The organism is Pseudoxanthomonas japonensis (assembly GCF_010093445.1).
Taxonomy (GTDB): domain Bacteria; phylum Pseudomonadota; class Gammaproteobacteria; order Xanthomonadales; family Xanthomonadaceae; genus Pseudoxanthomonas_A; species Pseudoxanthomonas_A japonensis.
On record NZ_PDWW01000021.1, the window covers coordinates 57098 to 79009 of the forward strand.

The 21912-nt window shown below is 68.5% G+C and carries 24 protein-coding genes and 1 pseudogene; all 25 read right to left on the reverse strand.

The features are described 5' to 3' along the window. Window positions 1-194: 194 nt before the first annotated feature. Entirely contained in the window at window positions 195-986 is a 792-nt protein-coding gene (gene fliR / locus CSC78_RS13945; RefSeq protein ID WP_162338470.1) for a flagellar biosynthetic protein FliR, read from the reverse strand. Between the two features lie 18 nt (window positions 987-1004). Then, window positions 1005-1274 (reverse strand): flagellar biosynthetic protein FliQ, encoded by a 270-nt coding sequence (locus CSC78_RS13950; protein WP_162338471.1) that lies wholly within the window; start codon window positions 1272-1274, stop codon window positions 1005-1007. A 133-nt stretch (window positions 1275-1407) separates the two neighbouring features. Further along, window positions 1408-2163, reverse strand: coding sequence for a flagellar type III secretion system pore protein FliP (gene fliP, locus CSC78_RS13955; RefSeq protein ID WP_379608878.1), 756 nt, complete (start codon window positions 2161-2163; stop codon window positions 1408-1410). 55 nt (window positions 2164-2218) lie between these two features. Continuing rightward, entirely contained in the window at window positions 2219-2611 is a 393-nt protein-coding gene (fliO, locus tag CSC78_RS13960) for a flagellar biosynthetic protein FliO (RefSeq protein ID WP_162338473.1), read from the reverse strand. A 10-nt stretch (window positions 2612-2621) separates the two neighbouring features. Then, the gene (gene fliN / locus CSC78_RS13965) at window positions 2622-2969 is read right to left on the reverse strand and encodes a flagellar motor switch protein FliN (RefSeq protein ID WP_162338474.1); all 348 of its coding nucleotides are present in this window, start codon (window positions 2967-2969) and stop codon (window positions 2622-2624) included. Next, window positions 2966-4009, reverse strand: coding sequence for a flagellar motor switch protein FliM (fliM, locus tag CSC78_RS13970; protein ID WP_162338475.1), 1044 nt, complete (start codon window positions 4007-4009; stop codon window positions 2966-2968). Before fliM ends, fliN begins: the two co-directional genes overlap by 4 nt. 15 nt (window positions 4010-4024) lie before the next feature. After that, window positions 4025-4549 carry a flagellar basal body-associated FliL family protein gene (locus CSC78_RS13975; protein ID WP_162338476.1) on the reverse strand — a complete coding sequence of 175 codons (525 nt, stop codon included), beginning with the start codon at window positions 4547-4549 and terminating at the stop codon, window positions 4025-4027. Window positions 4550-4786: 237 nt separating this feature from the next. Beyond that, window positions 4787-5140, reverse strand: a pseudogene (locus CSC78_RS19305) (flagellar hook-length control protein FliK); the annotation flags it as partial. 851 nt (window positions 5141-5991) lie between these two features. Further along, a complete protein-coding gene (gene fliJ, locus CSC78_RS13985; RefSeq protein WP_162338478.1) occupies window positions 5992-6444 on the reverse strand; it encodes a flagellar export protein FliJ in 453 nt (150 codons plus the stop codon). Between the two features lie 18 nt (window positions 6445-6462). Next, window positions 6463-7860 carry a FliI/YscN family ATPase gene (locus CSC78_RS13990; RefSeq protein WP_162338479.1) on the reverse strand — a complete coding sequence of 466 codons (1398 nt, stop codon included), beginning with the start codon at window positions 7858-7860 and terminating at the stop codon, window positions 6463-6465. Next, window positions 7857-8474 carry a FliH/SctL family protein gene (locus CSC78_RS13995; RefSeq protein WP_162338480.1) on the reverse strand — a complete coding sequence of 206 codons (618 nt, stop codon included), beginning with the start codon at window positions 8472-8474 and terminating at the stop codon, window positions 7857-7859. The genes CSC78_RS13990 and CSC78_RS13995 overlap by 4 nt, the downstream gene beginning before the upstream one ends. Beyond that, window positions 8471-9481 carry a flagellar motor switch protein FliG gene (gene fliG, locus CSC78_RS14000; protein ID WP_162338481.1) on the reverse strand — a complete coding sequence of 337 codons (1011 nt, stop codon included), beginning with the start codon at window positions 9479-9481 and terminating at the stop codon, window positions 8471-8473. The genes CSC78_RS13995 and fliG overlap by 4 nt, the downstream gene beginning before the upstream one ends. Then, window positions 9474-11150, reverse strand: a complete 1677-nt coding sequence (gene fliF, locus CSC78_RS14005) for a flagellar basal-body MS-ring/collar protein FliF (protein ID WP_162338482.1) — start codon at window positions 11148-11150, stop codon at window positions 9474-9476. The genes fliG and fliF overlap by 8 nt, the downstream gene beginning before the upstream one ends. Before the next feature lie 44 nt (window positions 11151-11194). After that, window positions 11195-11554: a flagellar hook-basal body complex protein FliE gene (gene fliE, locus CSC78_RS14010; protein WP_162338483.1), complete on the reverse strand. Its 360-nt coding sequence runs from the start codon at window positions 11552-11554 to the stop codon at window positions 11195-11197. A 77-nt stretch (window positions 11555-11631) separates the two neighbouring features. Further along, entirely contained in the window at window positions 11632-13098 is a 1467-nt protein-coding gene (locus CSC78_RS14015) for a sigma-54 dependent transcriptional regulator (RefSeq protein WP_162338484.1), read from the reverse strand. Beyond that, window positions 13091-13471 (reverse strand): response regulator, encoded by a 381-nt coding sequence (locus tag CSC78_RS14020; protein ID WP_162338485.1) that lies wholly within the window; start codon window positions 13469-13471, stop codon window positions 13091-13093. Before CSC78_RS14020 ends, CSC78_RS14015 begins: the two co-directional genes overlap by 8 nt. A 15-nt stretch (window positions 13472-13486) precedes the next feature. Beyond that, window positions 13487-14911: an RNA polymerase factor sigma-54 gene (gene rpoN / locus CSC78_RS14025; RefSeq protein ID WP_162338486.1), complete on the reverse strand. Its 1425-nt coding sequence runs from the start codon at window positions 14909-14911 to the stop codon at window positions 13487-13489. A gap of 237 nt (window positions 14912-15148) precedes the next feature. Further along, window positions 15149-15781: a response regulator gene (locus CSC78_RS14030; protein WP_162338487.1), complete on the reverse strand. Its 633-nt coding sequence runs from the start codon at window positions 15779-15781 to the stop codon at window positions 15149-15151. A gap of 215 nt (window positions 15782-15996) precedes the next feature. Next, complete coding sequence (locus CSC78_RS14035; protein ID WP_162338488.1) at window positions 15997-16587, reverse strand: PilZ domain-containing protein; 591 nt, start codon at window positions 16585-16587, stop codon at window positions 15997-15999. A 3-nt stretch (window positions 16588-16590) separates the two neighbouring features. Then, complete coding sequence (locus tag CSC78_RS14040; RefSeq protein WP_162338489.1) at window positions 16591-16896, reverse strand: hypothetical protein; 306 nt, start codon at window positions 16894-16896, stop codon at window positions 16591-16593. After that, entirely contained in the window at window positions 16893-17309 is a 417-nt protein-coding gene (gene fliS / locus CSC78_RS14045; RefSeq protein ID WP_162338490.1) for a flagellar export chaperone FliS, read from the reverse strand. Before fliS ends, CSC78_RS14040 begins: the two co-directional genes overlap by 4 nt. Window positions 17310-17359: 50 nt before the next feature. Then, window positions 17360-18727, reverse strand: a complete 1368-nt coding sequence (fliD, locus tag CSC78_RS14050; protein WP_162338491.1) for a flagellar filament capping protein FliD — start codon at window positions 18725-18727, stop codon at window positions 17360-17362. 402 nt (window positions 18728-19129) lie between these two features. Then, window positions 19130-20287, reverse strand: a complete 1158-nt coding sequence (locus CSC78_RS14055) for a flagellin (protein ID WP_162338492.1) — start codon at window positions 20285-20287, stop codon at window positions 19130-19132. Window positions 20288-20474: 187 nt separating this feature from the next. Continuing rightward, window positions 20475-21692 carry a flagellin gene (locus CSC78_RS14060; protein ID WP_162338493.1) on the reverse strand — a complete coding sequence of 406 codons (1218 nt, stop codon included), beginning with the start codon at window positions 21690-21692 and terminating at the stop codon, window positions 20475-20477. A gap of 79 nt (window positions 21693-21771) precedes the next feature. Next, the coding region (locus tag CSC78_RS14065) for a flagellin (protein WP_274379366.1) at window positions 21772-21912 on the reverse strand (141 nt) is incomplete at its 5' end.

The following is a 21912-nucleotide window of genomic DNA, read 5'->3' on the forward strand; positions in this document are numbered from 1 at the left end:
GGGGGAGCGCTGCTGTCTGGGGCTGGATCCTTTCCAGTCCATGCGCTTGCGTACGTTGCAGCTCCCTCGTCCCCATTCTGCACAACTTCGTGCATTTTGTGGAACAGCCGACGCAAATGAGATGTGAAACCAGCCATCGGCCCGCCGTCAAACGTGCGTTCCGACACCTTTTCACGTCGATGACGCGCGTTCCGTCAGCCGGTGATCTGCCGCGCTGCGTCAAACGACAGGTCGAAGACGCGCTGCACCGGTGGCCCCAGTTCGCCGGCCAGCAGCGCCAGCAGGAACAGGCCCAGCAGCAGGGCCGTGGGCAAGCCGAGCTGGATCGGATTCAGCGCTGGCGCGGCGCGGCCCAGCACGCCGAACGCGAGGTTCACCGCCAGCATCGCCACCATGACGGGCAGCGCCAGGCCGACGGCGGCCCGCAGGATGTGGGTGAACAGCATCGGTGCGATCTCCAGCACCTGCTGCACGTCGGGCAGCGCCGTGCCGATCGGCAGCGAGCGGTAGCTGTCCACCAGCAGCGACACCAGCGCGAGGTGGCCGTTGGCGGTGAAGAACAGCAGGCCGAAGGCGAGGTAGAACCACTGGCCGACGACGCCCGAGTTCACGCCGCGCAACGGATCGGACATCTGCGCGAATGCCAGGCCGGTGCCCTGCGAGATCAGTTCGCCCGCCATCGCGCCGGCTTCGAAGGCGAGCCGCAGCATGAAGCCCATGCTGGCGCCGACCGCGAGTTCGCGCGCGACGTTGAGCACGGTGCTGGCGTCGAAGGCGATGCGGTCCGGCGTGCCCGGCAGCAGCGGTGCCAGCGCCATCGCCAGCGCACCGGCGATGATCACGCGCACGCGCACCGAGACCGCGCGCGTGCCGATCAGCGGTGCGGCCATCAGCAGTGCGCCGGTGCGCAGCATGGTCCACAGGATGGCGTTGATCATGCCGAAGGCCTGCTGGCCGTCGATCACCATCTGGGTGGCGGCATCCATCGCGTCGCGTCCGCGCCGTCAGCCGATCAGGTGCGGCAATCGCTGGAACAGCGTCGTCGTGTATTCCACGAGCACGCCGAGCAGGTAGCTGCCGGTGGCGAACAGCGCGGCGGTCAGCGCGATGGCCTTGGCGACGAACGCGATGGTCGGCTCGTTGAGCTGGGTGGCTGCCTGGATCACGCCGATGACCACACCGACGACCAGGACGACGAGCAGCAGCGGGCCACCGACCCAGAGGGCGATCTCGAGGCCACCGCGGAGTTCGGTGAGGGCGGTTTCGGGGCTCATGGGAAGGCCGGGAACAGGGAATAGGGAATGGGGAATGGGAGAGCGCGAAGGTGATGGGCCATAAGGGGTAGGAGACGGGTCATGCGAATGGCCACTCCCGATTCCCCATTCCCGATTCCCGGCTTCAACGCGGTCATACCGCGTTGAAGCTGGCGGCCAGCGAACCGACGATCAGCACCCAGCCGTCCACCAGCACGAACAGCAGGATCTTGAACGGCGCGGACACCAGCATCGGCGACAGCATCATCATGCCCATCGACATCAGCACGCTGGCCACGACCAGGTCGATGATCACGAACGGGATGAAGATCAGGAAGCCGATCTCGAACGCGGTCTTCAGTTCGCTGGTGATGAAGGACGCGACGACGATCGGGAATGGCACCGCGTCCGGGCCGGTGTAGCTGCCGTGGCCGGCCAGGCCGGCGAACGTCATCAGGTCGGTCTCGCGCACCTGCGCCAGCATGAAGTCACGCAGCGGGCCGGTGGTCAGCGTCCACGCGGTTGAGAAATCGATCTGGCCGTTGAGATACGGCGCCATGCCTTCCGCCCAGGCCTTCTCGCCGACCGGCATCATCACCAGCATGGTAAGGAACAGCGCCAGGCCCACCAGCACCTGGTTGGAGGGCGTCTGGCCGGTGCCGAGCGCCTGCCGCAGCAGGCCGAGCACGATGATGATGCGGGTGAACGCCGTCATCGCCAGCAGCGCGGACGGGATCAGCGTGATCGCCGTCATCAGCAGCAGCGTCTGCAGCGGCAGGCTGACGGTGTTGTCGCCGACCTGGCCGACGTTAACCTTCGGCATCGATGGCAGGGTCGGTGCCGAAGGCGCGGCGGGTGCCGCAGCGGCCGGTGCGGCAGCGGGCGCCGTGGCGGCCTGCGCGAACGCCATCGTCGGCGCGGCGAGCCACAGCAGGCAGATCAGGGAAAGGAGGAAGCGACGCATCTCAGGACTCTTTGCGCAGGCGCTTGGCCAGCAGTTCGGCGAAGTTGGGCATCGTCGGCGCGGGCGCGACGACCAGCGGTTCGGGCAGTGTGTGCAGCGCGGTGATGCCGCCGGCGCTCACGCCGATCAGCAGCTGCTCCTTGCCGACTTCGATCACCATCACGCGCTCCTTGGCACCGACCGACAGCATCGACACCACGCGCAGCTGTTCGCTGGGGCGGATGCCGAGGCCGGCGCCGGGCAGGCGCTTCAGCAGCCAGGCCAGGCCGAGGATCAGGCCCAGCACCAGGATCAGGCCGACGAGCGCGCCGCCGATGCCCGGCGTGGATGGTGCGTGCTGGCCGATCTTCTGGGCAGGTGCCGCGACGGTGGCGAGCAGGGTGAAGGCGTGCATGGCGATCGGCTCAGCGCAGGCGGCGGATGCGTTCGCTGGGGCTGACCACGTCGGTCAGGCGCACGCCGAAACGGTCGTTGACCACCACGACTTCGCCGTGCGCGATCAGCGTGCCGTTGACAAACACGTCCAGCGGTTCGCCGGCACCGCGCTCCAGTTCCACCACCGAGCCCTGGTTGAGCTGCAGCAGGTTGCGGATGGGCATGCGGGTGCGGCCGACTTCCAGCGACAGCGTCACCGGCACGTCGAGGATGACGTCCAGGCTCATGTCCGCGTCGTGGCCGGCGTGGGCGCCGTTGTCGGCAAGCTCGGTGTCGCCGAAGGCGGTGGCGAGGGCTTCTTCGTTCTCGGGAATCATGGCGTGGCGTCCTGGAAGGCGACGGGTGCGAGGGTGGGGCGGGCGTTCGCGGTTTGCTGGTGGCGGCCGCCGGGCGGATGGTGGGCGGTGATCTTCACGGCGTTCTGTCCGTTGGAAATGCCGAATTCGCCGGTGAAGACGGGCACCTGCTCGACGCAGACCGGCACGGACTTGGGCACGTCGATGGGCAGGATGTCGCCCACTTTCAGGCGGGTGAGTTCGCGCAGGTTGATGCGCTTCTCCGCCAGCACGCTGGAGACGGTGACTTCGGCGGTGCGCAGCTGTTCGTGCATGGTCACGCGGAAGCTGTCGTCGTCGTGCACGCGGTCGGACTGGATGCCGGCGTCGAGCAGTTCGCGGATCGGTTCCAGCATCGAGTAGGGCAGGGTGACGTGCAGGTCGCCGCCGCCGCCGTCCAGTTCCACATGGAAGCGGCTGACCACGACGTACTCGCGCGGGCTGACGATGTTGGCGAAGTGCGGGTTGACCTCGCTGGTGATGTACTCGAAGTCCACCGGCATCACCGGCGCCCAGGCGTCGATCAGGTCGGCGAAGGTCTGCTTCAGCAGCAGCTGGATCACCCGCATTTCGGTGGCGGTGAACTCGCGGCCTTCGATCTTGGCCGGGTAGCGACCGTCGCCGCCGAAGAAGTTGTCCACCATGGTGAACACCAGCTTCGGCTCGAACACGATCAGGCCCACGCCGCGCAGCGGCTTGAACTTCACCAGATTGAGGTTGGTGGGCACGTAGAGCGAATGCAGGTAGTCGCTGAACTTGACGGTCTCGATGCCGCGCACCGACAGCTCGGCCGAGCGGCGCAGCAGGTTGAACAGGCCGATTCGCCACGTGCGCACGAAGCGCTCGTTGATCATCTCCAGTGTCGGCAGCCGGCCGCGCACGATGCGGTCCTGGCTGGCGAAATCGTAGGTCCGCGCGATGCTGGGATCGTGCGGCGGCTCTTCGGTCTCGATCGCACCCGTGTCGACGCCGTTGAGCAGGGCGTCGATCTCGTCTTGCGACAGCAGGTCACTGGTCATCATGGCGGCGGGGTTCCGTCACTGCATCACGAAGCTGGTGAACAGGAGCGACTCGGCGGCGGGCTTGCCGGTCTCGGCGACGAGCAGCGCCTTGACTTCGCCGAGGGCGGCGCTCTGCAGGCGCTCCTTGCCTTCGCGCGACATCAGGCTGGTGGCGTCCTGCTGCGCGAACAGCATCAGCAGGCGCGCGCGGATGGCGGGCGCATGCAGCTGGATGGCGGTCAGCGCTTCGGGATCGCGCGTCATCAGCTGCACTTCCACCTGCAGGTAGCGGGCACCGCCGGCTTCGCCGACGAGGTTGACGACGAAAGGCGGTTCCAGCGCGAAGTACTGGGCGGGCGCGGGCACCTGGCCCGGCTTCTTGGCCTTGGGCTCGCCCGCGTTCTCCTCCTTGGCGCCATGGCTGGTGAAGTACCAGGCGCCGCCGCCGGCGGCGCCGGCCGCGATCACGGCCACCAGTCCGATGGTCAGCAGCGACTTGCCACCCTTGGGCTTGTCGCCCTTCTCGGGCTTGGACTTGCTTGCGTTCTTGTCGGCTGCCACGGCGGTGCATCTCCTGAGGGGTCAGCCCGGGTGATGCAAGCGGTGTGCCGTGGTGGTGTCAGAGTCCCGTCGGGGTTTTGACGGGGGCGCTTCCTGTAGGAGCGACGTGAGTGGCGAACGCACGTCATGGCGGTCCGGAAACATCATTCACGCAGGGATGGTCGCGTGGTGCGGCGTCCGCGGTGCCGAAAATCTACGGTCGCGACTCACGTCGCTCCTACAGGAACAGCAGGCCCATCAGGCGTAAGCGTCCACCAGGCCACGCGCTGTCATGCGGACGGTGCGGGGAGTCTCGATGGCGGGCTCGGCACTGTCGCCATTGCCTTCGCCGATGCGGGCACCGCCGCCGCCCTGCGACGGCGGCGCATGCTGCTGACCCACGTCGGCATGGGCCAGCTGGAAGCCATGCTGGCCCAGCATGTCGCGCAGGCGGGGCAGGCTGCTTTCCAGGGCCTGGCGAACCTCGGCCTGCGCGCTGGTGAAGTCGGCGTGGACGCGGTCGCCTTCCAGGCGCAGGCGGATTTCCACCGTGCCCAGGTCGTTCGGGGTCACCTTGATATGGGCGTGTCCGATCTTCTGGTCGGCCATCCAGCGCACGGCGTCGCCGATGTCCTCGTCGAAGTGGCCGCCCTGCAGGTCGGCGCTCGGCGCTTCCATCGCGTTGACGGTCTCGTTGCGCGACAAGCCCAGCGCCTGGTTCGAGGCACCGACGCCGGCCAGCAGGTTGCCGGTGGGTGCGGGCGCGTCGCCGTCCTCGCTGCGGAAGGCGTCGACGAGGTCGCGACCCAGGTTGATCGCGTCCGGCACGGCGGCTGCCACCTGGCCGGTCGCCAGGTGCGCGGCGAAGGACAGCAGGTTCTGCAGGGGCGCCTTGGCCTCTGTCGTGGTGGCGGCTGGCGGTGTCGCGGTCGCGGTCGGCTCGGTGGCGACGGCCTGGCCGGTGTCGGCCGTCGTGATGGCACCCGGCAACGTGGCCGGGACCGCGGCGCGAGCGCCGGCCAGCAGGGTATCGGCAGACATGGGCGTGCTCGCCGCGGGCAGTGCGCCGGCGAGCAGGGGATTGGCGAGCGGATCGGTGGGCACGGCGGCCCTCGCATCCGCGGGCAGCGCCGCCTGGAACGGAGGCAGTTCCATCAGGAGCGGCGGTACCGCGGATGCGACGGTGGCGTCTTCGGCCTTGTCGTCTTCGGCAGGTGCGCGTGTCGCCTCGTCCGGCTTGCCTGCGGTCGCCTTGTCTGGACGCTGCCGAACGGGTTCCTTCGCTTCCGCGTTGCGCGTGTGCGGTGCACGCGCCGCGTCGTCGCGCTTGCCGGAGCGACGCATCATGTCGTCGAACGCCGGCTTCTTCGGGGCGGCCTCGTTCGTGTCGACCTGGTTGGCCGGCGCCGTCGACGGCGTCGGCGACTTCACGGCCAAGTTCAACGCGGACGTCGGCGACGGCATCAGGCGTCCTCGTTCTCTCGCGTGGTCGCGGCCAGGCGGGCGCGACGGGCGCCCACGTCGTCCATCTCGCGCTGGTCGCGGCGGTCGACGATCAGTTTTTCCTGCACGCGGTAGCTGGCGGCCAGTTGCTCCAGCACCTGCTTGTCGCGGCTGGCGAGCAGCAGGCGGTCGCGTTCGATGTCGACGCTGGCGCGGCTGCGGTCGACGTTCTGCAATTGCTGCTTGAGCGCCTGGTCGATGCGTTCGAGGAAGGCGCGGCGGTTGGCCAGTTGGGCCGGACTGGTGGCGGCCATCTGGCTGTTGGCGTAGTCCTCGGCGTACTGGCGCAGTTCCTCCAGCCGGGATTCGTGCTGGGCCAGCGTGTTCTGGCGCTCGGCCAGCTCGCGGGCGACGGAATCCTCGTGTTCCTGCGCCCGGCGCAGCAGGGGATCGATTCGGCGGGACTGCATCATCGTGGGGGTTCCTTGGCGTTACTGCAGGCCGGGCGGCAGCGGAGCGCCGGCGGCGAGGTTGCGTTGGATCAGGGATTCCAGGGCGGCGCGGCTGCCCGGCAGGTCGGCAGCGTGCGCCACGTCCTGGCCGAGGAATTCGACGATCTCCGGCCAGCGTTCCAGCGCCTCGTCCACGGTCGGATCGTTGCCGCGCTGGTAGGCGCCGATGGCGATCAGGTCGCGGTTGCTGTTGTAGGCCGACAGCAGGCGCTTGAGCTTGCGGATGCGGTCGCGCCAGGTCTCGTCGGCGATCTCGGTGACCACGCGGCTGACCGACGATTCCACGTCGATGGCCGGGTACAGGCCGGCGTCGGCGACGCGGCGCGACAGCAGGATGTGGCCGTCGAGGATGGCGCGAGCGGCGTCGGCGATCGGATCCTGCGGATCGTCGCCTTCGGTCAGCACGGTGTAGAAGGCGGTGATCGAACCACGGCCCTTCGCGCCGTTGCCCGCGCGTTCCACGAGCGCCGGCAGGCGCGCGAACACGGAAGGCGGATAACCGCGCGTGGTCGGCGGTTCGCCGACCGACAGGCCGATCTCGCGCTGCGCCTGCGCGAAGCGGGTCAGCGAATCCATCAGCAGGAGGACATTCAAGCCCTGGTCGCGGAACCACTCGGCGATGGCGGTGGCGCGGTAGGCGCCCTGCAGGCGCGCCAACGGCGGCCGGTCGGCCGGGCTGGCGACGACGACGGCGCGCGCCAGGCCCGCCGGACCCAGCGTGGTCTCGACGAAATCGCGGACTTCGCGGCCACGTTCGCCGATCAGTCCCACGACGATCACGTCGGCGGCGGTGTACTTGGTCATCATGCCCAGCAGCGTGGACTTGCCGACGCCGGAGCCGGCGAACAGGCCGACGCGCTGGCCGCGACCGATCGGCAGCAGCGCGTTGATCGCGCGCACGCCGACATCGAGCGGCTGCGTGATCGGCTCGCGCGACAGCGGGTTGATCGCCACGCCGGCCAGGCTGACCGTGCCTTCGGCGCGGATCGGGCCGCGGCCGTCGAGCGGAATGCCGTCGCTGTCGATCACGCGGCCCAGCAGGCCTTCGCCGACTTCCACACCGCCGCGGCGGCGCGAGGGCACCACGCGCGCATTCGGCAGCAGGCCGTGCAGTTCGGCGCTGGGCATCAGGTAGGTACGTTCGCCGGAGAAGCCGACCACTTCGGCATCCACCCAGCCGCCGTCGACGACTTCCACCTTGCAGGTGGCGCCCATCGGCGCTTCGCAGCCGATGGCTTCCAGGGTCAGGCCGACGGCGCGGCGCAGGATGCCTTCGCGGATCAGGCCGCGGCCGCCGAGTTCGGGATTGATCTGCGACAGCCGCGTCGACAGGCGCAGGTCGCGCGCGGTCAGCCACTCCAGCGGCTGGGCGCTCATGCGCGCGCTCCGCGGTTGAGGACGGTGTCCAGTGCGCCGCGCAGGCGGGCTTCCAGCGTGCCGTCGATGCGCACGCTCTCGGCGTGCACGCGCAGGTCGCCGCGGCTCAGCGAGGTGTCCGCGGTGAGGCGCGTGTGGGCGGTCATCGCCAGCACCGGTGTCAGCGCGGCGATGTCGTCCGGATGCAGGCGCAGTTCGACCTCGCGTTGCGAGCCGCCGACGGCGTCCAGCGCGGTGGTCGCCAGTTCCTGCAGCAGGACCGGATCGGTCTGGTACGCGCGTCCGACCAGCGCGCCGGCGATGCGCACGGCGAGTTCGGACAGCGCGGCGACGACCTCGTTCTCCAGCCGGTCGAGCGGGCGCGAAAAATTGTCGAGGATGCCTTCCATCTGCGCGGCGAGCCGGCGTACCTCGGCCTGGCCTTGGGCGAAGCCCTCGGCATGGCCTTCGGCCAGTCCCCGTTCCAGGCCTTCGCGGTAGGCGGCGTCCTGGATCGCCTGGATCTCCTCGAGCGTCGGCGGGACCAGCGGCGCGGCGTCCTGTTCGACGATGGCATCCGACACCACCGCGTTGAGCGGGGCCGGCATCCAGCGCAGCGGCGACGGTGCGCTCATACCATTTCCTCGGCGCTGGCGGTGAGGGCGATGACGCCCTGGTCAGCCAGCCGGCGCACGATGGCGAGGATTTCCTTCTGCGCGCCTTCCACGTCGGACAGGCGCACGGGGCCGCGCGCTTCCATGTCCTCGAGCAGGATCTGGGCGGCGCGCTGCGACATGTTGCGGGTGATCTTTTCCTTCACCTTGGCGTCGGCGCCGCGCAGCGCCAGGCCCAGGCGGTCGTTGGGCACTTCGCGCAGCAGCGCTTGCAGTTCGCGGTCGCCGAGGTCGGCCAGGTTGTCGAACACGAACATCAGGTCCTGGATGCGTGCGCCCAGGTCGGCGTCGACCTGGGTGATGCTGCCCAGGATCACCTGGTCCTGGCCGGAATCCATGAAATTGAGGATGTTGGCCGCCACCTTCACGCCACCGATGCTGGAGGCCTTGAGGTTCTGGTTGCCGGCGAACTGGCGCTCCATGATCTCGTTGAGCTCGTTCAGCGCGTTCGGCGGAATGCCGTCCAGCGTGGCGATGCGCAGCAGCACGTCGGTGCGGGTGCGTTCGGCCAGCAGCTTGAGCGTGTCGGCGGCCTGGTCGCTGTCCAGGTGCGCCAGCACGATGGCGATGATCTGCGGATGTTCGTTGCGCACCAGGTCGGCGATCGCGCGTGGATCCATCCACTTCAGCGTGTCCAGGCCGGTGGTGTTGCGGCCCAGCAGGATGCGGTCGATCAGGCTGCCGGCCTTGTCCTCGCCCAGCGCCTGCACCAGCACCTTGCGCACGTAGTCGTCGGCGCCCATGCCCAGCGAGGTCTGCTTGTCCAGCGCCTCGCCGAAGTTGGACATGACCTGCATCACCTGCTCGCGGCTGATGCCGGAGATGGTGGCCATGGCGATGCCGAGCTTCTGCACCTCCTTGGCGTTCATGTGCTTGAGCACTTCGGCGGCGTCTTCCTCGCCCAGCGAGAGCAGCAGCACGGCGGCGCGCTGCACGCCGCTGAGGGCGGTTTCCGGTGCGTTATTCATCGCTGGCCACCCAGTCCTTGACCACCTGCGCGACCTGCTTGGAGTCGGTCTTCACCGCTTCGCGCGCCTGGCGCAGGCGGTCTTCGTAGGCGTCGGAGGGCAGGGCGCGCATCGGCGGCGCGTGCTCGTGCGAGAGCGTGGCGACCACGCCGTCCTCGTCCCTGTCGTCCACGACATTGACGTCGATGCCGTCGTCGTTGTCGCGCTTGTGCTTGGCCGCCGGGCTGATGATCTGGCGCATGGCCGGGCGCAGCACGCCGAACAGCAGCGCGATGACGACCAGCGCGCCCAGGCCGTAGCGCGCGATGTCGCGCACCATCGGGTTGTGCAGCCACGGGCTTTCCCAGAACGGCACGTCGACCGGGGCTTCGGTCTCGCGCACGAACGGGGCGTTCATGACCGACACCGAGTCGCCGCGGGCGGCGTCGAAGCCCACGGCTTCCTTCACCAGCGCTTCGATGCGGGTCAGGGTAGCGGCGTCCAGCGCGGTCATCACGACCTTGCCGTTCTCGCCGGTGCGCGGCACGTGATCGACCAGCACGGCTGCGGTGACGCGGCGCACGCGGCCAGCGGGCTGGCGCGTGTGCTGCAGCGTGCGGTCCATCTCGAAGTTGCGCGTCGCGCTGCTGCTCGTCTCGACCGGTGCGGCGGGATTCGGCGCAGCGGCGGCCGCGGCGTTCGGGCCGGGCGGGGTGTTGCTGGTGGCGCCGGGCACGCCCTCCGGACCGCTGCCGGCGCTGGTGGTGTTCTGGCTGACCTGCTCGCTGCGGATCTTGGCCGGGTCGTTGGCGAAGGTCTCGCGGGCTTCCTCGGTGACCGAGAAGTCCATGTCGACGGCGACTTCCGCGTTGACGCGGCCGGGGCCGGTCAGCGGCTCCAGCAGCTCCCGGATGCGGTCGTTGAACGAGGTTTCCAGCTTGCGCACGCGTTCGAACTGCGCGGCGTTGAGCGCGGCTTCGCTGTTCGGGTCGCTGATGGTCAGCATGCGGCCGCTCTGGTCGACCACGGTGACGCGCTCGGGCGCCAGGTCGGGGATCGACGACGACACCAGGTGCACGATGGCGTCCACCTGGTTGCGTTCCAGCATCGCGCCGGAGCGCAGGTCGAGCACGACCGAGGCGCTGGCCACTTCGCGCTGGCGGGTGAAGGCGGACGGCTTGGGAATGGCCAGGTGCACGCGGGCGTCGCGCACCGGGCGCAGCGTGGTGATGGTGCGGACCAGTTCGGTTTCCAGCGCATGCTGGTAGCGCGCGTTCTCGACGAACTGGCTGACGCCGAAGCCCGGGTCGCGCTCCATCATCTCGAAACCGAGGCGGCCGCTTTCGGCCAGGCCGGCACCGGCCAGCTTCAGGCGGGCGTCGTGCAGGTTTTCCTCGGGCACGGAGATCGCGCCGGTGGCCTGGTCCAGCTGGAACGGGATCTTCGCCGCGCGCAGCATGTCGGTCGCTTCGGCGGTGGCCTTGGCGTCCAGGCCGGTGTAGAGCGGGGTGAAGGCCGGCTTCTGCGACCAGAAGAACACCATCATGCCCACCGCGACCGCGCCGGCGATGAGCAGCAGCGTGCCCATCTGCCTGAACACGCGCGCGTCCTGGATCTTGGTCAGCGCCGCGCCGGCCTTGTCGGCGGTCAGCGATTCCTTCAGGGCTTCCTTGGAGAGCGTGAGGGCCATGGCGACGGGTCGGTTCTAGGAGGAAAGGTGGAGAGGGCGCCGCCTTACAGCGGCATGTTCATGACGTCCTGGTAGGCCTGCACCAGGCGGTTGCGCACTTCGACGGTGGCGCGGAAGGCGACCTGCGACTGCTGTGCGGCCACCATCACACGCGCCAGGTCCGCGCGCGGGTCGCCCAGTTCGAATGCCTGCGCCAGCGCGCCGGAGGTCTTCTGGGCGTTGTTCACGCCTTCCAGTGCGTTCTGCAGGGTGTCGCCGAAGCTGGGCGCCTTGACGCCCGACTGCTCCAGTCCCACCCGGTTCGGGGTGAAGGCCCCCGGATTCGGCATCGGCTCGAGGGCGCGTGTACCGACCTGGTGCTGGTAACTGCGGATCTGCGAGAGGATGGAAGTGACGTCGGACATGGGCGGGTGCTTCGGTCGTCGGAATGTCTTGCCTGATCAGTTGCAAGACCCGTGCCGGAAACCACGCCCGAGGCCAGTCAGTTTTCCGTCGCCAGCGCCACGTCCTCGCGCTCGATGCCGTACTTGCGCAGCTTTTCCACCAGCGTGGTGCGGCGCAGGCCGAGCAGCTGGGCGGCATGCGCCACCACGCCGCCGGCGCGGTCCAGCGCGTCGCGGATCAGGTTCAGTTCGATCTGCGCGATGTGCTCGCGCAGGTCGATGCCGGCGTCCGGCAGGCGGTCGGGCGGCGTCGCGGCGGCGGCCACCACGGCCGACGGCAGCGGGGCCGCGATGGCCGGTGCGGCGGCTGCGGGCGCCGGCGTCTCGATGACCGGGGTCGCGTCCACGCCTTCCGGCTGGTAGCGCTTGGGCAGGTCGGCCACCTTCACCAGTCCGCCGGGATGCAGCACGGCGAGGCGCTCGACCAGGTTGGTCAGTTCGCGCACGTTGCCAGGCCAGGCGTAGCTGCGCAGCGCCTGCAGGGTGTCGCTGGCGAAGCGGACTTCGCCGCGGCCGGTGCGGGACAGCTGCGCCGCGATGGTCATCACCAGGTCGGGCAGGTCGTCGGCGCGCTCGCGCAGCGCCGGCATCTCGATGGGGAACACGTTGAGGCGGTAGAACAGGTCTTCGCGGAAGTGGCCGTCGGCGATCCGCGTTTCCAGGTTGCGGTGGGTGGCGGCGATCACGCGCACGTTGCAGCGGATGGTCTGGTTGCCGCCGACGCGCTCGAAGCTGCGCTCCTGCAGCACGCGCAGCAGCTTGACCTGCATCGGCAGGCTCATGTCGCCGATCTCGTCCAGCAGCAGGGTGCCGCCCTCGGCCATCTCGAAGCGGCCCTTGCGCGCGCTCAGCGCGCCGGTGAAGGCGCCCTTCTCGTGGCCGAACAGTTCGCTCTCCAGCAGGTCCGGCGGGATGGCGCCGCAGTTGATGGCCACGAACGGCCCGTCGCGGCGCGGCGACTGGTCGTGGATGGCGCGCGAGACGACTTCCTTGCCGGTGCCGGATTCGCCCAGCACCAGCACGGTGGTGTCGAAGCTGGCGACCTGCTCGATCATGCGGCGCAGGCGGACGACGGCCGGGCTGTTGCCGGTCGGGCCGCTGGTGCTGACCTGCTGCGCCTGGTGTTCGGTATCCAGCCGCTTCAGGCTGGCGCGGCGCAGGCAGGCTTCCAGCTGCGCATGGCGGATCGGGCTTTCCAGCGCCCAGACGCCGGCTTCGTGCAGGCCGTGGGCGGCGGCGAAGCCGGCGGTGTCGCCTTCCAGCAGCAGTACCGGCGGCGGCAGCTGGGCCTTGCCCAGCCAGGCGAAGAACGCGTCGGCGGCCTTCCGGTCGTCGAGCGAGCCGACCACCACCGCCAGCCAGTCGTGCTGGCGCGCGCGGCGGACATCCACGTCACCGGCGCTGGAGACCCAGCGGGGTGTCAGGTCCATGAATTCGAGCAGTCCGGCCAGGCGTTCGGCACGGGCGGCGTCGGCGTCGATGACGAGGATGCGGGATTCACTCATGGCGGCGGTCTTTGAATTTTTCGAGGATGGGCAAGACTTCCTGGATGTAGGAAAGCTTGCTGACGAAGTCGTCGGCGCCGGCGCGCATCGCGTGTTCGCGGTGCTCGGCGTCGTCGAAATGGCTGGCGATCACGATGAAGGGTGGTGCGTCCTGGGTCTTGATCAGGCGGGTGGCCTGCAGGCCGCCCATCTCCGGCATGGCCAGGTCCATCAGCACCACGTCCGGACGCAGGGTCTCGGAGCGTTCGATGGCTTCCAGGCCATTGCTGGCGCGGCCCACGACCTCCAGCCACTCCACCTTGCGCAGGTGGCGCAGGGCGGCGTTGATGAAGCCTTCGTGGTCGTCCACCAGCAGTACGGTGATCTTGCTCATTGCGGTCGTGCTCCGTTATCCAGCTTTTGCCAGGACGGATACGGTAGCGCGTCGGCGTTCCCGGGCGGGAGCGATATCGAGCTGTTCCCGGTACTTGGCCACGGTCCGGCGGGCGATATGGATGCCCTGGCGCGCCAGCAGGCCGGCGATCGCTTCGTCGGCCAGCGGCTTGCCCGCCGGTTCGGAGTCGATCAGGCGGCGGACCATCGCGCGCACGGCCGGGCCGGACACGTTGGCGCCTTCCAGCCGCACGGCGAAGAAATGCTTCAGCTCGAACGTGCCGCGCGGGGTCTGCATGTACTTGCCGGTGGTGATGCGCGAGACGGTGGACTCGTGCATGCCGATGGCGTCGGCGATCTCTTTCAGCGTCAGCGGCGCCATCGCTTCGTCGCCCTGGGTCAGGAAACCGGCCTGGCGTTCGACGATGGCGCGCGCGGTGCGCAGCAGGGTGTCGTAGCGGATGGACAGGCCGCGGGTCAGCCAGCGCGCTTCCTGCAGCAGTTCGCGCAGCTTGCCGGCGCCTTCGGACGGCTCGGCCTGGTCCAGCGCGCGTTCCTGCATGGCGTTGACCCGCAGGCGCGGCGTGGTGGCCGGGTTCAGCGCCACGCGCCAGGCGCAGTCGGCGTGCCAGGCGACCACGTCGGGGACGATGTAGCCGGTCGGCGCCGGTGCCAGCGAGACGCCCGGGCGGGCATCCAGCGACAGCACCAGGCGCACGCCTTCCATGACCTGGTCGAGCTCGAGGTCCAGCAGGCGGGCGAGGGCGTCGTACTCGTGCGCGGCCAGCAGCGCCATGCCGTCGGTGACGATGCGATGGGCGATGTGGCGGCCAGGGACGCGGCCCTGCAGGCAGTCCAGCTGCACCTGCAGGCATTCGCGCACGTCGGCGGCGGTCAGGCCGGGGAATTCGCCGCGCAGCAGGCGGTCGCGCAGGGCGAGTACGGCGTCGGTGGTCAGGTCGAAGCGGGCCGAGGCCAGCAGCGCCAGCGTGTCGGGCGCCTGCTCCAGATAGCCGGCGTCGTTGGTGTGCTCCAGCCAGAAGGCGACCACGTCGAGCGCGCGGTCGTCCAGTTCCAGCGCCAGCCGGTCCAGCACGCGTACGTGCGGGTCGCTGGATTCGCCGGCCTCGACGCGCTGCATGCGGTCGTCGTCGCCGTCCTGCCAGCCCGCACCGGGGACGTCCCACAGACTGGATTCGGGCAGTTCGTCGAAGGCCGCGGTTTCCAGCGTGGCGACGTCCTGCGCGGGCAGCACCTCGATCTCGCCACTCTGGTCGGCGTCGTGGGTCTCCTCGACTTCGAGCAGCGGATTCAGGTCCAGCGCACGGCGCACTTCCAGCTCCAACTGCAGGCCATCCAGCTGCAGCAGCCGGATCGACTGCAGCAGTTGCGGCGTCAGGTGGAGTTGCTGCCCGAGCTGGGTGGAAAGTCCCGTCTTCATTCCCGTGGTCCCCGATTCGATGGCGTGCCGAGGCGGCTTCACATCGTGTTGACACTGTGCGGGGCGGGTGACGGAAAAAAAATCAGGGCATTTCTGGTTGTGCTGCGGGCACGCCCGACGCGCCGTCAGGGTTTCCCCTACGACGTCGGTTCAATGGCGGGAATGGAGGCCCGGGGAGGACGCGCTGCAACGGAATTCCGTCACGGAACGGGCATTGCCCGGGGTGTACTGCAAGGCTCAGGCCAGTTCGTTCTGGTGGCGCGCGGCCAGCAGCAGCAGATCGTTGGCGCGACGGCAGCCCAGCGACTCCATCATGCGCGCGCGGTGCGTTTCGACCGTCTTGACGCTGATGCCCAACTGCGCGGCGATTTCCTTGCTGCTCATGCCGCCGCCCAACTGGCGCAGGATCTCGCGCTGGCGCGGCGACAACGCGGCGATGCCGGTGGGACGCTGCGGATTGAGCATCGGTGCCAGCATCTTCGACGACACCTGCGGGCTGAGGAACACCTGGCCGCTGGCGGCGGCGCGCAGCGCGAGTTCCAGTTCCATCGGCGCCGCTTCCTTGACGACGAAGCCCGCGCAGCCACGATCGAGCGCCACGCGCACCTGGGTGGGATCGTTGTGCATGGACATCATCACCACGCGCGTCTGCGGCAGCGAATCGCGCAGCAGCGGCAGCAGTTCCAGGCCGCTGCGGTCGGGCAGCGACAGGTCCAGCAGGATCACGTCGGGGCGATGGATCGCCGCCATGTCCAGCGCCTGTTGCGCATTGCAGGCCTCGGCCACGACATCGACATCGGGCAACGCCTGCAGCAGGCGTCCGATGCCGGCGCGGACCAGGGTGTGGTCGTCGACGATGAGTACACGCACGGGAGAAATCAGTGGCTGTCGCGTTGCAGGGTCAGGTCACGATAGCGGCGCGATGCGTCCACGCCAATTCACAAACGCGATGGAGATGTGAAATGTCGACGTGGTTCACACTTACCGGCTCGCCAGCGTCGGTAAAACCACCGATTCCGCGAGACCGTCGCCAGCATGCGGCGCGTGGCAGGTGGCGTCGTCGCGCACGGTTGCGCGAAACGCGTTCACGTCCGTGTCGCGTGCAACTGTTGCCGCGCTTCGGCCACCTGACGGCGATGCAGGCGGAAGAGATGGCGATCCATCGCTTCGGCCAGGCCGGCGTTCAGGCCCTCGAACTGCAACCACAGGTGATGCAGGCCGTGCGTGCCTTCGACGTGATCCAACACCTTCACCGGCAGTTCGATCTGGTCGCTCAGCCAGGCAGCGGGTTGCAGCATGACGACACCCACGGCTTCCGCAGAATGCACCGCCGACGACACCGTATCCAGCCGCACGCCACGGTGCGACCAGCGCAACGCGGTGACAGGCAGGGTGTCTTCGTGCCGTCGCGCCAGGCGGCCCAGCAACGACAGCACCAAGTCGAGCTTGGCTTCGATGCGCTGCTGGCTGGGCGTGGCTTCCTTGCGTTCTTCCGGATCGTCGCCACGCACATCCTCGGCGACGGCGAGCCCTTTCAGCAGGGCCTCCGACGGCGCCTGCATCACGGCACGCGCGCCGGCATCGAAACGCGCCGGCAGCACGACATCGCAGGTGAGCGCGCCGTCGAACAGCGCATGCTCGGCCGGATGCTCCACCAGGATGATCGACGTGCCCATGGCTCAGCCCTCGACGACGGACAGGTAGGCGCGCGCGGCGCGATCCGCGCGCTGGGTGGCGTGCATGCGGACGCGCGCCTGTTCGCGTGCATCCTGCATGGATTTCTGCAGCTCGAGTTGCGCGCGCAGCAGTACGGCCAGTGCGTCGTAGCCGGCGGTCCTGCCGCCGTCGGCATGCAGGAAGGCACGCACGTCATGGTCGTGCCGGTTGAGCAGGCGCTCCACGTCTTCCAGCTCGCCGGCGTGCAGCGCATGCCGCATGCCGTCCAACTGGGCGAACAGGTCGTCGAGGGCCGGCGCGGCGCTCATCCTGCCGCGGCCATCGCCGGCACTTGGCGCTGTTCGCTGGGGATCGCGTTCCAGGCCGATTCGATCTCGCCCAGCAGCTCCAGCGACTCGCGCAGGGCGGCAGGATCGTTGTGCAGGTTGGCCTCGATCAGCCGCGTCTGCACGTAGTCGTACAGGGCCGACAGACTACCGGCGATCTCGCCGCCGGCCTCATGGTCGAGCGAACCGTTGAGGTGGCCGATGATGGCGCTGACTTCGCCGATCGCCTTGCCCTTGCGCGCCAGGTCGCCGCGCACCACGCAGGCTTCCGCCAGGCGCAGGCGCTCGCAGGCGCCCGACAGCAGCAGGGCGACCAGGCGGTGCGGATCCGCTTCCATCACGGCGCTGCTGAGGCCGGTGTTGCGGTACTGCGCGGCGTAGGACTGAAGTGACATTCCATTTCTCCTGGGCATCCGGTCGCGGAGGCGATCCGGACCCGCGGTGATTAACTGCTCGTCTGAGCGGTGAGCGACGCCAGCTGCTGGGCGAGGGCGGAGCTGGTGGTGTTCATCTGCGAAATCATGCTGTCCAGCGCGACGAACTGCGCCTTGTAGCGGTTGCCGACGGCTTCCATGCGCGCATCGAGCGCGGTGCGCTGCGCGGTGACGTCCTTGATCTGCGCGTTGAGGCCGTTGGTGCGCAGGGTGAAGGCGCCATCGGTGCCGATGTAGCTGCCGACGGCCGTCTGCAGGCGGCCGGCGAACGCGGTGTCGCCGGTGAAGGCGGTGCGGATCTTTTCCGGATCGGCGGTGAGCGCGGCGGTGAATTTGCTGCTGTCGAACACCAGCGTGCCGTCCGAGGTCGGATAGCCCTTGGTCTGCAGGCCCAGTGTCTTCGCGTCCAGTCCCTGCGCGGCCAGGCCGCCGAGCAGGTCGCCCATCAGGGCGCGCAGCTGGCCCGAGGCGCTGCGCATCTGCGCGTCGCCGGTCAGCGCCGAAGGCTCGTTGCTCTCGGCGTTGTACTTGGTGCTGGCGTTGATCGCGTTGATGGCGGTGTTGTACGCCGTCACGAAATCCTGGATCAGCTTGCTGGCAGCGGCGGTGTCGGTGGACACGGTGACCGTGGTGGTGCCCTTGGTTTTCAGGTCCAGGGTCAGGCCGGGCACGGCTTCGGTGATCTTGTTGGTGCTGGCGGTGACGGTCAGGCCGTCGATCTTCACCTCGGCGTCCGCGGCCGGTACGCGCTCCTGCAGGCTGGCGGCGAGCGACTGCAGGTCGCTGCCGCCGGAGGTGAAGGCGAGGGTGAAGCCATTGGCGGCGCCGGTCTTGTCGGCGGACACCGACAGGTACTGGCCGTCATTGGATGTCAGCACGCTGGCCTGCACGCCCTTGCTGCGCGCGGCGTCGTTGATCGCGCTGCGCACGTCCTGCAGGGTCGCGCCCTCGGCGATGTCGATGGCGAGCGACTCGCCGCCGACGGTCAGCGTCAATTGGCCGGCGCCGAAGGTCTGGGTGGCGGTCACCGGGGTGTTGGTGATCCATTTGTTGGCGGTGGCCAGTTCGACCACCTCCACGTTGTAGATGCCGTTGGGCGTGCCGCTGGAGACGCTGGCGCCGGCGACCGTGTCGGTCCCCGATTTGACCGTGCGCACGTCGAAGGCGGTGGGCGCCTTGAGCGCCTTGAGCGCCGTGTCCAGCGTGCTGAAGGCCGAACTGACGGTGCCGATGGCGGACAGCTTGAACTTGGCCTGGCTCTCGATGCGGTTCAGGCGGTTGTCGGCCGGCTTGCGATCGGCAGCGACCAGCTGTTCGACCATGCCGGTGATGTCCAGCCCCGAACCGATGCCGCCGTAACCCAGCGAATAATCTGCCATTGCCCTGTCTCCTGTCTGGCCCTTTCCGCAAAAAGGGAGGCCGGGCGGGCCGCCATCCGATCACGAATGGGACCCGCCCGTGCAGTACCAATAACGGCCCGGCTGAGCCGTTCTTTAGCCGCATTTCTCCGTCTCCCACCGCCGCCGTGGGTCCGGCGTGCTGGTAAGAAATGCAGGCAGGGGAGGGAATGCAGGGTTTGTGCCAATGGAGCCGTGATTGGTGATTGGGGATTGACGAGGCGGAGAAGGCCGGCTGTTTCAACCAATCACGAATCACCCATCCCCAACGCCCCAAAAAAAAACCCCCGCCGTTGCCGGCAGGGGTTGGGGTACTGCCAAACGGAGGGAGACGAATCCGTCCGTGACGACAGGGAACTATCAAGGAGGGTGGAGCGGCAGTGCCTAGCGCAGCAGGGACATCACGTTCTGCGGCACCTGGTTGGCCTGGGCCAGCATGGCCGTACCGGCCTGCTGCAGGATCTGGGTGCGGGTCAGCTCGGCGGTTTCCTTGGCGAAATCGGTGTCGCGGATGCGGCTGCGCGAGGCGGCCAGGTTTTCGGAGCTGGTCTGCAGGTTGGCGACCACCGAGGTGAAGCGGTTCTGCACCGCACCCAGGTCGGCGCGGGCCGAGTTGACCGACTTCAGCGCTTCATCGACCACGTCCAGGGCCTGCTGTGCGCCCTTCACGGAGCTGATGTCCAGGCTGGAGATGACGGTGGCGCTGGCAGTCGCGGCAGCGGTCGTGGTCGCGGCCGTCAGGCCGGAGTTGGCCGGCGTGCCGCCGATGACCAGGTCCTTGCCGGCTTTTACCGACGACAGCGTGATCTGGTCATTGTTGGTGCCGCCGACCGTCGCGTAGACGCCGGTTTCACCCATCTTGGCGTTGATCGCGGTGGACACGGCCTTGGCGATGTCGGTGCCGGTGGCGCCAGCCTTGTACGACACGGTGTCGATGGCGACGGTGTTGATCGTCATGCCGGTGACGCTGCCGTCGGCGGCGGCGGTGGCGATGGCGGTGCCCTGCACGTCGGCGGCGAACTTGACGTTGCCCAGCGAAGCGGCCTTGGCGTCGACCACCTTGTCGATGGCGATGGCCTGGCCGGCGTTGGCACCCACCTGGAACAGCTGGCTGGAGAACGAGCCGTCCAGCAGCTTGGTGCCGTTGAACTCCGACTGCTTGGCGACGCGGTCGATTTCGGCGGACAGCTGCTTCACTTCCGCATTCAGCGCGGCGCGGTCGGACGAGGAGTTGGTCGCATTGGCCGACTGCACCGACAGCTCACGGATGCGCTGCAGGTTGTTGCCGATTTCGGTCAGCGAGCCTTCGGCGACCTGCGCCAGCGAGATGCCGTCGTTGGCGTTGCGCACGGCGACATCGAGGCCGCGGATCTGGGTGGAGAAGCGCTCGGAGATCGCCAGACCGGCGGCGTCGTCCTTCGCGCTGTTGATACGCAGGCCGGACGACAGGCGCTGGATGGTGGTGGCGAGCGAGGCGCCGCTGGTGCTCAGGTTGCGCTGAGCGTTGAGCGACATCGTGTTGGTGTTGATGACCTGTGCCATGACGGGGTCCTGGAAAATGGGAGGGTGAAGCCTGGGGCTCGGAGATGATGCGGAGAGGAACGCCCGGCGCTGACCACCAAGCCGGTGGAGGGCGGAAGAAGGGGCAAGCCCTTCTTCCCGGCGTCAATCGGAGGGAGACGAATCCATCCGGGACGCCTGCGCCAGGCAACGATTCCTGTAAAGCGGTTTAGCGGAGCAGCGACATCACGTTCTGCGGCACCTGGTTGGCCTGGGCCAGCATGGCCGTACCGGCCTGCTGCAGGATCTGGGTGCGGGTCAGTTCGGCGGTTTCCTTGGCGAAGTCGGTATCGCGGATGCGGCTGCGCGAGGCGGCCAGGTTTTCCGAGCTGGTCTGCAGGTTGGCGACGACCGAGGTGAAGCGGTTCTGCACCGCACCCAGGTCGGCGCGCGCCCCATTGACCGCGTTCAACGCCTTGTCGACGATCTGCAGCGCACGCTGCGCGCCGGCGAAGCTGGAGATGTCCAGGTCGTCCGCGAACTTGGCGTCGCCAGCGGCGATGGCCGTGTTGGTCAGCGTGCCACCCGCCAGCGTGCTGGTGATCTGGTCGCCGACGGCGCCTTCCTTCCAGGACGAGAACGAGACAGCGCCGGTCGTTGCGTTCACTTCGGCCGTTACGCCGGTGTCGGCCGTCTTGGCGTTCACCGCGGCGGCGATGGCATTGCCCTGCGCGATCTGGCTGGCGACGCCTGCCTCTGCCGCCGTGGCATAGGTGGCACCTGATGCGGCGACATCGATCGCATCGAAGCTGACCGTGTTGCCGCCATTGGTCACGGTGAAGGCGGCGATAGTGACGGCATTGTGGCTGTACGGGCCGGCACCAGCCGTACCCGCGGCGTTCGCCGTGAAGCTGGCGCTGGCGAACAGCGAGCCGCCCAGCGCGTCGGCCTTGGCGTTGACCACCTTGTCGATGGCGATGGCCTGGCCTGCGTTGGCGCCGACCTGGAACAGCTGGCTGGAGAACGAGCCGTCCAGCAGCTTGGTGCCGTTGAAGTCCGACTGCTTGGCGACGCGATCGATCTCGGCGGTCAGCTGCTTGACCTCGGCGTTCAGCGCAGCGCGGTCGGACGAGGAATTCGTCGCATTGGCCGACTGCACCGACAGCTCACGGATGCGCTGCAGGTTGTTGCCGATTTCGGTCAGCGAACCTTCGGCGACCTGTGCCAGCGAAATGCCGTCGTTGGCATTGCGCACGGCGACGTCCAGGCCGCGGATCTGGGTGCTGAAGCGTTCGGAAATGGCCAGACCGGCCGCGTCGTCCTTGGCGCTGTTGATGCGCAGGCCCGACGAGAGGCGCTGGATGGTGGTGGCCAGCGAGGCGCCGCTGGTGCTCAGGTTGCGCTGAGCATTCAACGACATCGTGTTGGTGTTGATGACTTGTGCCATGGAGGGTTCCTCAAGGCGTTGGAGAGGTGGGCATCAGGCGTGCGGGGAGAGAGTCGCCCGTCCGATGCCGTTCAGCGGCTTAACGCAGCAGGGACATCACGTTCTGCGGCACCTGGTTGGCCTGGGCCAGCATGGCCGTACCGGCCTGCTGCAGGATCTGGGTGCGGGTCAGTTCGGCGGTTTCCTTGGCGAAGTCGGTATCGCGGATGCGGCTGCGCGA

Excerpts from the sequence above, each read along its gene's own strand:
- fliS (WP_162338490.1), bottom strand. The coding sequence starts at position 17,309 with ATGTCACTTCAGTCCTACGCCGCGCAGTACCGCAACACCGGCCTCAGC.
- fliE (WP_162338483.1), bottom strand. The coding sequence starts at position 11,554 with ATGTCCGACGTCACTTCCATCCTCTCGCAGATCCGCAGTTACCAGCAC.
- CSC78_RS14020 (WP_162338485.1), bottom strand. The coding sequence starts at position 13,471 with ATGAGCAAGATCACCGTACTGCTGGTGGACGACCACGAAGGCTTCATC.
- CSC78_RS13995 (WP_162338480.1), bottom strand. The coding sequence starts at position 8,474 with ATGAGCGCACCGTCGCCGCTGCGCTGGATGCCGGCCCCGCTCAACGCG.
- CSC78_RS14060 (WP_162338493.1), bottom strand. The coding sequence starts at position 21,692 with ATGGCACAAGTCATCAACACCAACACGATGTCGTTGAATGCTCAGCGC.
- fliG (WP_162338481.1), bottom strand. The coding sequence starts at position 9,481 with ATGAATAACGCACCGGAAACCGCCCTCAGCGGCGTGCAGCGCGCCGCC.
- fliD (WP_162338491.1), bottom strand. The coding sequence starts at position 18,727 with ATGGCAGATTATTCGCTGGGTTACGGCGGCATCGGTTCGGGGCTGGAC.
- fliP (WP_379608878.1), bottom strand. The coding sequence starts at position 2,163 with ATGGCGTTCGCGCAGGCCGCCACGGCGCCCGCTGCCGCACCGGCCGCT.
- rpoN (WP_162338486.1), bottom strand. The coding sequence starts at position 14,911 with ATGAAGACGGGACTTTCCACCCAGCTCGGGCAGCAACTCCACCTGACG.
- CSC78_RS14015 (WP_162338484.1), bottom strand. The coding sequence starts at position 13,098 with ATGAGTGAATCCCGCATCCTCGTCATCGACGCCGACGCCGCCCGTGCC.
- fliN (WP_162338474.1), bottom strand. The coding sequence starts at position 2,969 with ATGATTCCCGAGAACGAAGAAGCCCTCGCCACCGCCTTCGGCGACACC.
- fliO (WP_162338473.1), bottom strand. The coding sequence starts at position 2,611 with ATGCACGCCTTCACCCTGCTCGCCACCGTCGCGGCACCTGCCCAGAAG.
- fliR (WP_162338470.1), bottom strand. The coding sequence starts at position 986 with ATGGATGCCGCCACCCAGATGGTGATCGACGGCCAGCAGGCCTTCGGC.
- CSC78_RS14040 (WP_162338489.1), bottom strand. The coding sequence starts at position 16,896 with ATGAGCGCCGCGCCGGCCCTCGACGACCTGTTCGCCCAGTTGGACGGC.
- CSC78_RS13950 (WP_162338471.1), bottom strand. The coding sequence starts at position 1,274 with ATGAGCCCCGAAACCGCCCTCACCGAACTCCGCGGTGGCCTCGAGATC.
- CSC78_RS13990 (WP_162338479.1), bottom strand. The coding sequence starts at position 7,860 with ATGAGCGCCCAGCCGCTGGAGTGGCTGACCGCGCGCGACCTGCGCCTG.
- fliM (WP_162338475.1), bottom strand. The coding sequence starts at position 4,009 with ATGATGACCAGTGACCTGCTGTCGCAAGACGAGATCGACGCCCTGCTC.
- fliF (WP_162338482.1), bottom strand. The coding sequence starts at position 11,150 with ATGGCCCTCACGCTCTCCAAGGAAGCCCTGAAGGAATCGCTGACCGCC.
- CSC78_RS14055 (WP_162338492.1), bottom strand. The coding sequence starts at position 20,287 with ATGGCACAGGTCATCAACACCAACACGATGTCGCTCAACGCTCAGCGC.
- CSC78_RS14035 (WP_162338488.1), bottom strand. The coding sequence starts at position 16,587 with ATGGGCACGTCGATCATCCTGGTGGAGCATCCGGCCGAGCATGCGCTG.
- fliJ (WP_162338478.1), bottom strand. The coding sequence starts at position 6,444 with ATGATGCAGTCCCGCCGAATCGATCCCCTGCTGCGCCGGGCGCAGGAA.